The following is a 14,393-nucleotide window of genomic DNA, read 5'->3' on the forward strand; positions in this document are numbered from 1 at the left end:
ATAATAGGTTAGTCCGCTCGCTCCGCATCGCGTCCGTTTTGCTCCGCAAAACCGTCCGTTGGAGTCCGCCGACTGCAATTTGCGCAGCATACACAATGCTTATCATATGCGCTGGGCATATATGTCAAAATTAATCTGCCATTCACCGTCATCCTTTACCATCACATCCTGCCAATGAAAATTATTATCCTCGATTTTGACAAACACCCATTTTCGTCTTTCATTCTCAATGTTCGTAAGGACTATGATATCGTCTTGTTTTCTCGCTTCAAAGCGCATAATTTTCCCTGTATAACAATACGCAATATCCCAAGCATACGTCCCGGGGTTATAAACGCGGAGCGTCGTTCCGTATTCATAATCGGGCAGGAGAATAACATCCTGAATTGCCATTCCGTCTAGAATCCATGAAAAATGCCACTCACCTTTTATCGAATGAGAATTGCTATTATCAATGTAATCGATTTTCCAACTGCCGATAAGCTTCCCGAAATAGTTAAATTCTTCGGGCAGCTCCACGTTTTTACCTTCACTTGTCAACGCATTGAAAAAGTTTTGCATATATTAATTCCTCCGATAATGTAATAATATCAGCTGCAAATTCCAGTTTGCCGAACGTATCTGCCCGCCCTGGCCTTGCCTGTTAATCAACGCAAGGGTTTCACATAAATCTCCTTTTCCTTGTCGAGCATAAAGCCGCAGGACAGCAGCAGACCGCAGGAAGCCTTATTCTCCGGCTCTGGCTGTACCACAATCCTTTCAGCGTCAGGGTGAAGGGCGATCCTGTCTGTTAAGTCTGCCACGATTCTTTTGCCAAAGCCTCTTCGGAGGCAAGCGGATTCCCCAATCATGTAGTCAATGCTGTAGGAACCGCCCATCGCTGTGTAGCCTTCCCAAGATTCATCGCTGTCCTTGCATGCATAATACTGGCAAAAACCGATAGGTTTTCCTTCATACTCCACAATAAAGTGGTGTATCCAGCAAAACTCCCTGTCCTGCTTCTCAACCTCGTTGATCCAATCCAGTGGCTCATGATACCACTTGGCAACGTGGGGTGTATACAGCCATTTTTTGAATATTTCTAAATCAGTCTGTTCCATATGTCTTATCCTAAACATATATCTGCCCTCCTAACACAAATTATAGTTCTCGTCCTTATAATACATAAAAAAGGCATATCTATTGGAGCAAAATTATCTTTAATTTTATGATTAAAACAACCGTTTCCCGTCCGAAATATCGATACCAAGTCCTTTTGCCATGCCGGTCTGCTTATATGGGTTAATTTTTTCTACAATACCGTCATGCCGGAAAAGTGATCCTGTATTTTTAAACCAAAAGGTCACGCCCGCCTTGACACATTGCTTCCGGATCTGCAGCACCCACTCATAATCACACTCACGCGCTTCCCGCCCCGTTTCGCCCCCCACAGTAACATGATCCACCCCATGAAGATAAGGGGTCAAGTCGATTGCCTCCAAAAGCGGAGCGCAGGCGATGAACCTCCGCTTTATGGGATAAGATAAAAACAGAGGAAGCCGGTAATCGGCCAGCGCCTGATTTTCTACCGTGCAGCCAATATTCACGTTGTCATAGCCTTCGCCCCAGTCGGCGGGAAGGGATACAGGAAAACGGTCAATCCGCTTTGTCAGAATCAAAAAATCAATGTCCGTCCGTTCCCGGATCATAGCCCAGACCGCTCCCCTCCATTCATCCGCTTCGGGAAGAAAAAAGTCGGTGGCAAAGCAGGTAGCCAGAATCTTATCCCCTTTAATATTGTATTCGCCTTTTTTATTTCTCCTGATGGGCCAGTCGAATTTATCTGTTTTTAGAATCGTATTCTGTCCACAGCGCTTTGCATACGGCCCATAAAAATAACAGTTTGTACAGCCGTCACTTATTTTGTAACAGCCAGTCCACGGCTCCCAGTTCATAGGCGGCCTCCCTTATTCTGAGTAAAATAGCGGCGGCTTTCTTGCTAAAGCCGCCTTGTTCCATACATCTGATTACAACGCATACTGCTTTACGAATTCGACCGGGTACATCGTACGTTTGGCAACTTCCTCCGACGACATGCCCTGAGCAAAAAAGCGTTTGATAACCGTAGTCATATCCTCTGCAATCTCCACAATATGCTTGTCCGGGTCATACACCCGGATGTCGCGCTGTCCCCATGGATATTCCCTGATTTCGTGTACCCACTGCAGGCTGGGCAAGTGTTTTAGCTCAGCATATGCCTGATCTAAATCCTCCACTTCAAAATACACCTGGAAGTTATGTGACTGTTCCTTTACACAGTCAGCAGCAATGCCAACAATATCAGCATACCCCTGCTGCAGAGAAAAGCCTTCAAAAGCTACATGCCCGCCTATATCCATGACTGCATTTTGATGAAGCACGTTTTCATAAAAGTTTTTAGAGGCGGAGATATCCCTGACCGCCAAAAGACAACCTTGATATTTCATGTTTTTATTCCTCCTACAAGGAAATTATAGGATAGATTTCCGTCCCGTCATAGTAAAAATCCGACATAGTTTCCAAATACTGTTGAGGAGTAACACCACTGATGGCCTTAAAGTCTTTATCAAAATGGGCCTGATCGAAATAACCGGCCTGCTGGGACAAAGCAGCAAAAAAGCAGGGCGATGTTTGAATCTGCTTTAGCACATAGTTAAAGCGGATTAAGCGTGCATAGTTTTTCACATTCATTCCTATTTGTGTGAGAAATAAACGGTTTAAATGCCGCTCACTGTAACCGGACTGCCGGGCCACTTCCTGCACTTGTGTCTGTCCGTGTCTACCAGAAATGTATGCAGCTGCAAACAGCAAAGCGTCCGAAACAGCCTGCTTTTCCATGCGCTGGTATAATATTTTCTCACAAGCATTTACTAGACCGCCTGTGGTTTCCGACACCACAAATGCCTGATGCAGTAATTTGTAAAGTTCATAGTCAATGTCTGCCAGTGAAAGGCGTTTATCCGCAAACTCAGCTTGGCTTTGACGGATCATCTGATACAATCCATATGGAGAAAGCTGAATAAGCAGCAGGATATGATAGCGGTTTGGCTCTCTGCCCAGCGGAATAGGTGTCAGGGATGCGCCCCATAGTTCAGCTTTGACTCCGTTTCCGTCGAACGCAAGGGACAATGTTCCGCATGCATTAGGCATAAGCGTGTATTGAGGCAGGAACGTATCCTTTTCCGGAAACACGATGTTATAATACTGAATATATTTTCTTAATCCAATGTGTGAAGGAAATATGTTGAATTGGTTATCTTTTTCAAGCATCCTAGGGGGCCTCCTGCAGTTGCAGTTTCTACTTGTAATACTCATCTTATTTATCTCTGAATCCACTGTTTGACTAATATACCACTGCTCCAGTTTTACATCCGGGCATAATAAGCAGGTGATTTGTCCAACTTATTTGTGCCACCAGTAGTGTCACAAATTATCACTCCTTTACTGCAAGCTTGTTACATATGACTTCTTCCATGATTTTACTAATTCCATTATCTATTTATTATCTCATATATCAACCATTTTTATAAATGCTCTAATGTTATCCCTTCCGCATCAAACCTGTCCTCTAATACCATAAGAATTTTCTCCGATATATTTCTTAGTTCTTCCAAAAAATAATTATAATCTTTTCCATTATAGCAAGTTTCAACGATTCCGTAGAATGGCTTTTCTATATATTCTATAGATATAACTCCTTGATTTTCAATCCCATAGTGCATCATACAATTGCGAAATTTTGATTGAAATAAACCACGCCCCGATTCTAACATATCTGTAAATTCTTCTAAACCAATACATAAATCTGTGTTATTCTCACAGTAATTTTTTAAACGTTGAATTGAGCGATATGCATAATATGTCACAATGTATTCTACTCGAAATAACCACTTATTATCAACGTCTAATAATGGCCTCAAAACATATTTAATAAAGTTAAGATTACAGGTTATGTTCAGAAAAAATAGATTTAGCGATTTTTGTGAATTATTACGAAACAGCTTATCTACATTATTTGTATTCAAATCATAAAAATATTTAATTTCTTTGCCTGTATTAGGACGATTTATCTCTGGTAGACAAATACTTTGCGGAAAGCCTTCTTTTAGAGAAACAACGAAAGACCCTATTTGCTCTCCCAACTTCCGATATATTTCTTTATTTTCAGTATTAAACACATCTCTAACCTCTAAAAAATCTGCAATCATTTGCGTATTTCCAATGATATGCTTATCCTCTGTCCAGTATGTTCCTAGATTCATATGGATATTCCAATTCTTCATAAAGTCAAAGTTTAATCGCTCTCTATACTGTTCATTTTGATTTTCATCTATTGACTCAACCCGCTTTTTTGATTTTCCAAAGCCATCTCCATATGCTTTGAGAAAATTCCGAGTGTTTTTAATCTTTTTCGCATATACTTCTTCTAAGAAAATTTCTCCCATATACTCCTGACAAGATTGAACAAACATTGCGTAATACGGTAATATCCCCATAGCAAATATGGGATCTCTCTCCGTTTTCAAAAGAGAATATACGGTTTCCGTATCTTCCTGCATCAGACGCACAGTAATAAGTTTTTCTAAATCATATAAATATCCTTTTTTACCCTCCATTGATTTTCCTTCCATATTTTCATATTGTTTATAACATAAAATACCACCAGCTTTAACACCACATTTATTTCATAGATTGAATTCATGATTGCTCGCATGCCTTTATCCCTTTGATACAAGTAAGTATATCATACACTATCCTATTAATAAATGATGAGATAACACACTACGCTAATAACGAACTTCAATTTTATTACAAAAATGGCAGATCATCATATAGACAGCCTGCCATTTAAATAATCCATATCTAATTTTTATTATTCAAACTCAATCGTCGCCGGCGGCTTCCCCGTACAGTCATAAAGCACCCTATTAATATGCTTCACTTCATTCACAATCCTGCTGGTTGCCTTCCCAATCACTTCCCAGGGAATCTCCGCGCTCTCTGCTGTCATAAAGTCTGTTGTTGTAACTGCCCGCAGGGCCACTGCATAGTCGTAGGTTCTCTCATCCCCCATGACCCCTACCGACCGCATATTTGTAATCGCGGCAAAATATTGTCCAATCTTCTTGTCCAGCCCGGCATTTGCAATCTCTTCCCGCCAGATGGCATCCGCGTCCTGAACCATTTTTACTTTCTCGGCTGTTACTTCTCCAATGATTCGGATCCCCAGTCCCGGGCCGGGGAACGGCTGGCGGAATACCAGATATTCCGGAATTCCAAGCTCAAGGCCGGCTTTTCGCACTTCGTCTTTAAACAGGTCCCGAAGGGGCTCTATAATCTCCTTGAAATCTACATAGTCAGGAAGTCCTCCCACATTGTGATGGGATTTAATCACCGTAGACTCTCCGCCTACGCCGCTCTCCACAACATCGGGATAAATGGTTCCCTGGACCAGGAAGTCCACGGCACCGATTTTCTTTGCTTCCTCTTCGAACACACGGATGAACTCTTCCCCAATAATCTTCCGTTTACTCTCCGGCTCTTCCACGCCTTTTAATCTCTCATAAAAGCGCTCCTGGGCATTTACGCGGATAAAGTTCAGATTATACGCTCCCTCAGGGCCGAACACAGCTTCTACTTCGTCTCCCTCGTTCTTGCGGAGCAGTCCGTGGTCCACAAATACACAGGTGAGCTGATTCCCCACTGCTTTTGACAGCATAACTGCTGCCACAGAGGAGTCCACGCCTCCGGAGAGAGCACAGAGCACTTTGCCTTTTCCTACTTTTTGGCGGATTGCCTGGATGCTTTCTTCCACGAAGGAATCCATTCTCCAGTCGCCGGAGCATTCACATACCTGGTAAACAAAATTAGAAAGCATCTTTTTGCCTTCCTGGGTGTGGAGCACCTCGGGGTGGAACTGAACCGCGTACAGATTCTTTTCTGTGTTCTGCACGGCTGCCACCGGACAGTCTGACGTATGGGCAATGATGTCAAATCCGGGAGCTGCCTTTGCGATATAATCGTTGTGGCTCATCCAGCAGATCGTCTTTTCGGATACTTCCCTGAAAAGCTTTGCTGAAGGATCTACCGTAACCTCAATTTTCCCATATTCTCTCACCGGGGCGGTTCCCACTTCTCCTCCCAGCAGGTGCATCATCAGCTGAGCGCCGTAGCAGATGCCCAGAACAGGGATTCCCAGCTGGAAGATCTCCTGGGTGTAGGTAGGGGAGTCCTCCAGATATACGCTGTTGGGTCCGCCAGTAAATATAATACCTTTCGGCTGGATTTCTTTTATTTTTTCTATATCTGTTTTATAAGAAAATATCTCGCAGTATACGTTGCATTCACGCACCCGTCTGGCAATAAGCTGATTATACTGCCCGCCAAAGTCCAGAACTATGACTGTCTCTCTCTTCAAAATAATTCCTCCTGTGTGTTTGTTTTCCATCATACTGTATCCGTCCGATGGATCTGTACCTCATTATATAGGAGCTCTCCCTCCTTGACAATGGTAAATTTTATATTTTCTGCAATTGCCACTTTCCTCTGAGATACCGCCATACAAAGGCAATGGACCGGAACAGCCAGTCTATGGTCATAGCCACCCACACTCCGAATACTCCCATCTTCAGGTTCACTCCCAGAATGTAGCTGAAGCCAATCCGAAAGACCCACATAGAAATAATGGCCAGAACCATAGTGTATTTTACGTCGTTAGAAGCCCTCAGTGTATTGGGCAGAGTGAAGGATAGGGGCCATATAGTTACCACACAGATCGAATGGTAAATCAGGATTTTATAGGCATAGGTGCTGGCCTCATGGGACAGGCCGTAGATGCGGATAATCAGAGGCAGGATCAGCATCAGCAGTATATTAATGGCAATCAGGGCCAGATAGGTGATCTTCATCAGCTTCCGGGTGTAATATTTTGCCTGCTGGTAATCCCCGGCACCCACGCATTGAGAGATTACGGTAAGCAGCGCAAATCCCACAGACATGCCCGGCAGGATGGCAAACATAGCGATATTGTTGGACACTGCATTAGCGGCAATAGACGACGTTCCGAAGCCTGCCACGATACTCAGCACCAGAATCTTGCCCAGCTGAAACATACTGTTTTCCAGGCCGTTGGGGATACCAATGTAGAGAATCTTTTTCAGCAGCATTCTGTCTATATGAATGCGGAAGGGTCTTACAATATGAAGGGTTCTCCTGGGATCCACCAGCATAATCATCATCAGGATACAGGCAATGACCCTGGACGCAAGAGTAGGGATGGCAACTCCTTCCACACCTCTGTGCAGTCCGTAGATAAGAATAGCATTCCCGCCCAGATTAATTGCATTCATAATCATGGACAGCTGCATGGACATTTTGGAATTTCCCATGGCGCGGAAGATGGCAGCGCCTGCGTTATACAGGGCAATGAAAGGAATAGAAGCAAATACAATCAATAGATAGATATTGGCATCGTACATAACCTCAGCTTCGATTTTTCCGAAGACACCGTGAAGGATAAATCCTCTGCACAGATAACCCAAGGCCATAATCACCAGGGAAAAGGATGCCGTAAATAAAATCAGCTGGTTGGTTGCCTGGCAGCCCATGTCCTGTTTCTTTTTGCCTATAAACTGTCCGGCTACAACAGCTCCGCCGGTCGCAAGGGCAGCAAATATATTAATTAACAGAATCATGACCGTATCTACCAGAGATACGCCGGATACGGCAGCCTCACCCACGCTGGCTACCATAATAGAATCGGCCAGTCCTACGAAGGACTGGAGGAACTGTTCCACGATCAGAGGAAGGATTAGCCTCCTCAGATCCTTGTTGCTAAACATATAATTCATTTCTCTCTCCTCAAAAATGTTTATCTTAACGCATTTTTAACATTTCCCTCACATTATACTGCTATCCCCTTTGCCTTACAATAGGGCGGAGGGAATATTTTTCCTGGTTTTCTTTATAAAAACTTAACCGTTGACGGAAGGGAGAGTCAAGTTTTATAATAGTACGGAAAGTTAGCTTTTTGAAACCATTGGCAGGAGAGGAGAGATGTCCTATGAAAATGATTTATGCTGTGGTATGTGCCAGTGATGTGAATAATGTTATGTATGCCCTGAACCAGGCCGGCTTTGCCGTTACCAAGGTTTCTACTACCGGAGGTTTTCTCCGTAAGAGAAATGCAACTCTTTTTACAGTTGTACAGGACGATCAGATACAGCAGGTGCTTGATATTTTTTCTGAGGAATGCGGAAAAAGGAAGCAGATTTCTTATCCTACCCCATATCCGGAAAGCTCCAACGGCTATAATTATGCCGCGATTCCCTCGATTCCGGTTGACGTGGGAGGGGCCACCATCTTTGTCCTTAATGTTGAACAGTGCCACAAGCTATAAGCATTCTGCCGCAGCCATTCTGACGGAATATGGCTGCGGCAGTTTGATTCATGATAGGCAGATTCTTATGTGCAGCAAGACAATCAGGGGGCTTTATGCAAATATTTTTCTCTGGTGGCCATTCCGCCACGGATATGACGCTCCTGCTTATTTACATCCAGAACTTTTCTTGCTTTTCTGGCAAGCGTAGGATTGATCTGCAATAAGCGTTCGGTTACATCTTTATGTACCGTTGATTTTGAAACCCCAAATTTCTTCGCAGTCTGACGCACCGTCGCATTACAGTCTATAATGTAATTGGCGATGTCCACCGCACGTTCTTCAATATATTCTTTCACGGAAGTCCTCCGGAAAACTTGTTTTTACAATGTATGCAGGAGAGAATCCGTATATGTCAGTAGAATGGCTCTTTCAGGTTCCCCTTCTTCCCGGATAAAAAATCCTGAAAAAGCAGCCGTTGCAGGGGAATATTTTCCCTATACTTTTTAGAACTATAGGGCTGATGCTGCGTTTATAGATTATCCCTGATTACTCTGCAGGGATTTCCATATGCAATCTTGTCCGAAGGTATCTCCCTTGTCACAATACTTCCCGCGCCTATCACAACGTTATTTCCAATGGTCACGCCCGGCAGGATAATCGCCCCGCCGCCAATCCACACATTATCCCCGATAATTACCGGTGCCGATTGGGTCTTACAGAATGCAAACCCGCCGCTTTCACTTAGCTCCCCAAACCGCTCCCGGGCATTTGCGGGATGATATGCGGTATAGATTTGAACATTAGGTGCAATAAGAGCATTGTTGCCTATGATAATTTTGTTATCATCCAGGAACGTACAGTTCATATTGACCTCGCAGTTATTGCCGAAGGATATATTACACCCGTAATCTGCATAGAATGGCGGAGTAATCCAGAGGTTTTCCCCCCGTGCCCCTAATAATTCACACAAAATCCTGTCCTTTTCCTCCAAACACTCTGAACCCGTCTGGTTATACTCACGAATGAGGTTTTTCGCTTTGTGCCATTGCTTCAACAGCTCCGTATCTCCGCAGTCATATATTTCTCCTGCCAGCATCTTTTCTCTTTCTGTCATATCTGTCCTCCGTTTATATTTCATCTGTCACTACTTTTCGATTCACCCGCATAACAAACGCCTCCACAGCTTCCCTGTCCGGTTCATCCGGAAGGGCGGTTTCCCGGGCTGCCCGTTCCAGAGCTTTTTCATAGCCTGTCAGCATCTCATAGAATTCTGAACGGAAGGTGCCGTCCGCTTTCTGGAACTCCCCGTTTCGGATGGATAATAGTAAGTTATGCTCCTTTTCCCGGTACGTATGAATCTCCCCCTTCTCCAGAATATCAATGGCCATCAAAAAGAGGCGGATCAGGTGCATGGCATGTTTATTCAGGTGATTGTCGTCTTTTTTCTTGTTTCTTTTGCCTATTTTATCATAGTCTCTCACAATATTATTCATCTCTGCCCAGATGTTTTTATAATCTCTTAAAGGATAGTGTCTAAGATTCGCGTCAACAAATATCTCCGTCTCCAGCTGAGGATTCCCGGATACATCCACATAAAGCTTCAGGCTCCCGTTTTCAAAGCTGCTGTACCGGTTCTGGAACTCGTACATCGCGTTTCTCACAGAATGAAAGATATGAAGTTCTTTCTCCCGCTGGGGATAGGAATCCCTGGCCAGCGCATTCTGGAGGCGTCTGAGCTGGGCATCCGCATAGCCTCCGAAGGAATGTACTGCCCGTTTTGACAGAAACAGGCTGCGGTTTGCGAGAAGCTCTTCTCCGATTTGGTTCAGATACAGGTAATGCTCTGGATTTAGTCCCAGAAGCTCTATGGTATTGGGATTGCAGTTCAAAAGCAAGGTGATTATTTTCCGAAAAGAGTAAATAGTCGTATCTGTTTTCTGATCCACATACTGCTCAAAGTTTGTCATACCGATGAGATCAGACTTTTGATTCAGGGCTATTCCCCGGATATCGATATCGCTGCTCTCATTGTTGGTACCGTAGGAATAACTGCCTGCAAGTCCCAGAAGGATCACATGTTTTCCTAAATGTTTGTCGGTTTTTATGAAATTGTAGTCCTGATTCTCCAGCAAGGTCCTGTCTGGTTTTCCGTTTTGCTTCATAGTCTTCTCCAAAAATTTCTATCATTGTCTGTTCCGGCTTCTACATCGATGCCCGCGTAGTGTACTCATACGCAGGATGCACATTTCTCCCCGGGCATAGATTTTCCAAGTTTTTTGACTTTGGTATAGTATAGCATGCATTGACAAAAAGGCGAAGCCCTGCTGTAAGACTTCGCCAATTTCCGAAAAGATTACCATTTAAAATTACGTTTACTCCCGGCGATAGACTGCCTCCCCGTCGATCACTGTACAGATGGTCTCCGTAAACACTTCCATGGGATTTCCTGTAAATACGGCAATGTCCGCATCTTTTCCCACTTCCAGGCTGCCTACCCGATCCGCTGCCCGGCAGATTTTGGCGGGATGAATGGTCAGTGCCTTCAGACCGCCCTCCAGAGACATGCCCTGCTGCACAGCCATCCCTGCGCACAGGGGCAGGTACCGGATGATCGCTACCGGATGATCGGTTGTGACGGCAACCATCACCCCTGCCTTCTCCAAAACCCCGCAGGTTTTAAAGCTCATATTTTCCACTTCTATCTTTGAACGGGAGGTAAGATCTGTTCCCACGATGGCGGGGAATCCAGACGCTGCCACTTCCTCGGCAATCAGGTGTCCCTCGGTGCAGTGATCCAGAGTTATATCCACATCAAATTCCCTGGCTATGCGGATTGCTGTCAGTATATCATCCGCCCTGTGTGCATGGGCCTTCATGGGTATCTTCTTCTCCAGAACCGGTATCCAGGCCTCCATGCGGAAATCCTTCTCTGAGAGTTTTCCCTTTTTCTTCTTTTCCCAGTACTGCTTTGCCCGAAACAACTCCTCCCGGAGCATGGCTGCAATCGCCATCCTGGTAGCAGGGGACTGGCCCTGATCTCCATAATTTGTCTTTGGATTTTCCCCGAATGCCACTTTCATGGCAGCCGGCTCCAGTACACACATCTCATCAATACACCGTCCGTGAGTCTTCATAAATACAAACTGACCGCCCACTACATTCGCACTTCCCGGTCCTGCCATAACTGAAGTGATTCCTGCCATAATAGCATCGTGGAAGGCACAGTCCATAGGATTCACCGCATCCAATCCCCTGAGGTGAGGAGTAATGGGATCTGTAATTTCATTGCAGTCATCTCCTATGGTTCCCTTGCGCTCCTCCGTAATCCCCATGTGAGTATGGGCGTCAATCAGGCCTGGCATAATCCATCCGCCGCAGGCATCAATTACCTCCTCACTGTCATTGACACATATGGTATCCATACTTCCTATGTCTGCGATCACCTTTCCCTCTGTACGGACATAACCATTCTCCCAAACCTTTCCTGCCATAGTTAAAACTCTACCGTTAATCAGCAGCATAACAAAAACTCCCTTCTATTTGCCAATTCTGTTATACTATCTGCTCAAATCAGGGTTTTTATACATTTTATGGCAGTTAGGGACAGGCCTATCCCCAAAAGGGGACGTGTTCTTTTTAGAAAGTACACGTCCCCTTTTATACCTTTACAGCCGCATTTTAAAGTCTTCGTAGCCAAATTCTTTTACTAACCTGCACTCCCCGTCTTCTTCCAGCATTGCAATCCCCGGCAGTTTCATGCCGTTGAAGGTATTGTTTTTTACCATAGAGTAGATTGCCATGTCTTCGAACACCAGCCGTTCCCCCGGGGTGAGCCTGTGGTCAAAGGAATAGTCGCCTATGATATCTCCGGCCAGGCAGGTGGGTCCGGCCAGGCGGCAGGTATAGGATTTTTCCCCGGGTTCTCCGCTCTCTCTTAGCGGAGGCCGATAGGGCATTTCCAGGACATCCGGCATATGGCAGGCGGCGGATGTGTCCAGAATGGCGGTGTCAGTACCGTTTTTTACAATCTCCAGTACTTCGGTGATCAGATAGCCCGCATCCAGGGCAATGGCCTCCCCCGGCTCCAGATATACCTGTACCTGGTAACGGTTCTGTATCCGCCGGATGCATTTTTCCAGCACTTCTATGTGATAACCCGGCCTTGTGATGTGGTGTCCGCCCCCGAAGTTAACCCATTTCATTCTTTCCATATAGGGGCCAAACGCTTCCTCAATTACATCCAGGGTGGCGTCCAAATCATAGGCATCCTGCTCGCACAGGGTGTGAAAATGAAGGCCTTCTACGTTTCCCAAAAGATCTGGCCTGAAGTTTTCCAGAGTTACTCCCAGGCGGGAACCTGGTGCACAGGGATCGTAGATGGCATGTGCTTCCTGGGTGGAGTACTGGGGATTAATCCGCAGTCCCACGCTTCTTCCCCGTTCTATGGCCACAGGGCCGTATTTCTCCAGCTGTGAAAAGGAATTAAAGATGATATGGCTGCAGATCTCGCAGATTTCGGGAAACTCTTCGGCCCTGTAGGCGGGGGAGTAGATATGGTTCTCTTTTCCCATCTCCTCAGCCCCCAGCCTGGCCTCATAGAGTCCGCTGGCAGTACAGCCGCTTAAGTACTCCCCTATGAGAGGATACAGGGAATACATGGAGAATGCTTTCTGTGCCAGAAGAATCTCGCATCCGGTGCGGTCTGCCACTCCTTTGAGTATTTCCAGATTCTCCTTTAGCCGGGATATATCCACTACATAGCAGGGAGTAGGCAATTGTTCCCAGCGCATATCAGTCTACCAGCTCCGGCTGCTCCTCTGTCTTCCACGGCAGCCCCCACCGGTTCAGAGCCTCCATAAAGGGATCCGGATCGAATTCTTCCACGTTGAATACCCCCGGCTTCTGCCATTTGCCCGTCATTACCATCATGGCGCCTATCATAGCCGGAACCCCTGTGGTATATGCCACTGCCTGGGATCCTACCTCCCTGTAGCATTCCTGGTGGTCACATACATTGTAGATATAAAGATTCCTTTCTTTTCCATCCTTTATTCCCCGGAAAATACAGCCAATATTCGTCTTTCCTTTGGTTCTTGGTCCCAGAGACGAGGGATCCGGGAGCACAGCCTTCAAAAACTGGAGAGGCACAATCTGCTTTCCTTCGAATTCAATGGGTTCAATGGATGTCATCCCCACATTCTCCAGGCACTTAAGATGGGTCAGATAGCTCTGCCCGAAGGTCATAAAAAATCGGATTCTCTTAATACCTTTGATATTCAGCGCCAGGGATTCCAGCTCTTCATGGTGGAGCAGGTACATATCCTTCTCCCCGATTTCCGGAAAATGATAGACCTTCTTAATTTCCATAGGTTCCGTCTCAACCCAGCTTCCGTTCTCCCAATAGCTTCCCTTGGCTGATACCTCCCTGATATTTATTTCCGGGTTAAAGTTTGTGGCAAAGGGATATCCGTGATCCCCTGCATTGCAGTCCAGTATGTCAATATAATGAATCTCATCAAAATAGTGCTTCTGGGCATATGCAGAAAAAACACCAGTCACTCCAGGGTCGAACCCGCTTCCTAAAAGGGCAGTGATTCCCGCTTTCTCAAACCTCTCTTTGTAGGCCCACTGCCATTTATATTCAAACTTGGCCGTATCCTCTGGCTCATAGTTTGCTGTATCTATATAGTGTGTTTTGGTAGCCAGGCAGGCCTCCATAATGGTGAGATCCTGATAGGGCAGCGCCAGATTCAGCACAACATCCGGCTTTTCCTTTTCGATCAGTGCCGTAAGCTCGTCCACATGGTCCGCATCTACCTGTGCGGTTGTAATCTTTGTGCTTGTAGTTCCCTCCAGCTTTTCCTTCAGTGCATCACATTTTGCTTTTGTTCTGCTGGCAATGCAGATTTCTGTAAATACTTCGCTGTTCTGACAGCATTTATGGATGGCTGCAGATGCAACACCGCCGCAGCCAATAATCAACGCTTTTCCCATA

15 protein-coding genes are annotated in these 14,393 nt (G+C 45.4%); 1 reads left to right on the forward strand and 14 read right to left on the reverse strand.

Annotation, left to right across the window (positions count from 1 at the left end; translation table 11 throughout):
- Positions 1-102 precede the first annotated feature (102 nt).
- The 8 genes from GKG41_RS02640 to GKG41_RS02675 form a co-directional block, all read right to left on the reverse strand.
- Positions 103-561, reverse strand: coding sequence for a hypothetical protein (locus tag GKG41_RS02640; RefSeq protein WP_154256933.1), 459 nt, complete (start codon positions 559-561; stop codon positions 103-105).
- An 86-nt stretch (positions 562-647) separates the two neighbouring features.
- Positions 648-1,118, reverse strand: coding sequence for a GNAT family N-acetyltransferase (locus GKG41_RS02645; RefSeq protein WP_154256934.1), 471 nt, complete (start codon positions 1,116-1,118; stop codon positions 648-650).
- A gap of 93 nt (positions 1,119-1,211) precedes the next feature.
- On the reverse strand, positions 1,212-1,934 hold the full coding sequence (locus GKG41_RS02650; protein ID WP_154256935.1) for a DUF5131 family protein: 723 nt from the start codon (positions 1,932-1,934) through the stop codon (positions 1,212-1,214).
- Between the two features lie 72 nt (positions 1,935-2,006).
- Complete coding sequence (locus GKG41_RS02655; RefSeq protein ID WP_154256936.1) at positions 2,007-2,465, reverse strand: VOC family protein; 459 nt, start codon at positions 2,463-2,465, stop codon at positions 2,007-2,009.
- A 13-nt stretch (positions 2,466-2,478) separates the two neighbouring features.
- Entirely contained in the window at positions 2,479-3,288 is an 810-nt protein-coding gene (locus GKG41_RS02660) for a helix-turn-helix transcriptional regulator (RefSeq protein WP_154256937.1), read from the reverse strand.
- Between the two features lie 254 nt (positions 3,289-3,542).
- Positions 3,543-4,634 carry a hypothetical protein gene (locus GKG41_RS02665; RefSeq protein WP_154256938.1) on the reverse strand — a complete coding sequence of 364 codons (1,092 nt, stop codon included), beginning with the start codon at positions 4,632-4,634 and terminating at the stop codon, positions 3,543-3,545.
- Between the two features lie 257 nt (positions 4,635-4,891).
- The gene (gene guaA / locus GKG41_RS02670) at positions 4,892-6,436 is read right to left on the reverse strand and encodes a glutamine-hydrolyzing GMP synthase (RefSeq protein WP_154256939.1); all 1,545 of its coding nucleotides are present in this window, start codon (positions 6,434-6,436) and stop codon (positions 4,892-4,894) included.
- A 100-nt stretch (positions 6,437-6,536) separates the two neighbouring features.
- Positions 6,537-7,868, reverse strand: a complete 1,332-nt coding sequence (locus GKG41_RS02675) for an MATE family efflux transporter (RefSeq protein ID WP_154256940.1) — start codon at positions 7,866-7,868, stop codon at positions 6,537-6,539.
- Positions 7,869-8,080: 212 nt separating this feature from the next.
- Here GKG41_RS02675 and GKG41_RS02680 point away from each other — a divergent pair, with 212 nt between their 5' ends.
- Complete coding sequence (locus GKG41_RS02680) at positions 8,081-8,416, forward strand: cyclic-di-AMP receptor (protein ID WP_072854828.1); 336 nt, start codon at positions 8,081-8,083, stop codon at positions 8,414-8,416.
- 83 nt (positions 8,417-8,499) lie between these two features.
- Here GKG41_RS02680 and spoIIID read toward each other — a convergent pair whose 3' ends face one another.
- The 6 genes from spoIIID to GKG41_RS02710 all read right to left on the reverse strand — a co-directional run bounded on the left by spoIIID (position 8,500) and on the right by GKG41_RS02710 (position 14,392).
- On the reverse strand, positions 8,500-8,754 hold the full coding sequence (gene spoIIID, locus GKG41_RS02685) for a sporulation transcriptional regulator SpoIIID (protein WP_072854829.1): 255 nt from the start codon (positions 8,752-8,754) through the stop codon (positions 8,500-8,502).
- Positions 8,755-8,927: 173 nt separating this feature from the next.
- On the reverse strand, positions 8,928-9,512 hold the full coding sequence (locus GKG41_RS02690) for a sugar O-acetyltransferase (RefSeq protein ID WP_154256941.1): 585 nt from the start codon (positions 9,510-9,512) through the stop codon (positions 8,928-8,930).
- Positions 9,513-9,525: 13 nt separating this feature from the next.
- Positions 9,526-10,560: a nucleotidyltransferase domain-containing protein gene (locus GKG41_RS02695; protein ID WP_154256942.1), complete on the reverse strand. Its 1,035-nt coding sequence runs from the start codon at positions 10,558-10,560 to the stop codon at positions 9,526-9,528.
- A 210-nt stretch (positions 10,561-10,770) separates the two neighbouring features.
- A complete protein-coding gene (locus GKG41_RS02700) occupies positions 10,771-11,919 on the reverse strand; it encodes an amidohydrolase (protein ID WP_154256943.1) in 1,149 nt (382 codons plus the stop codon).
- A gap of 144 nt (positions 11,920-12,063) precedes the next feature.
- Positions 12,064-13,188 carry a carboxynorspermidine decarboxylase gene (gene nspC, locus GKG41_RS02705; RefSeq protein WP_154256944.1) on the reverse strand — a complete coding sequence of 375 codons (1,125 nt, stop codon included), beginning with the start codon at positions 13,186-13,188 and terminating at the stop codon, positions 12,064-12,066.
- Between the two features lies 1 nt (position 13,189).
- Complete coding sequence (locus GKG41_RS02710; RefSeq protein WP_154256945.1) at positions 13,190-14,392, reverse strand: saccharopine dehydrogenase family protein; 1,203 nt, start codon at positions 14,390-14,392, stop codon at positions 13,190-13,192.
- Position 14,393 lies beyond the last annotated feature (1 nt).

The sequence above is a fragment of the Lactonifactor sp. BIOML-A5 genome (genome assembly GCF_009677585.1).
Taxonomy (GTDB): domain Bacteria; phylum Bacillota; class Clostridia; order Lachnospirales; family Lachnospiraceae; genus Lactonifactor.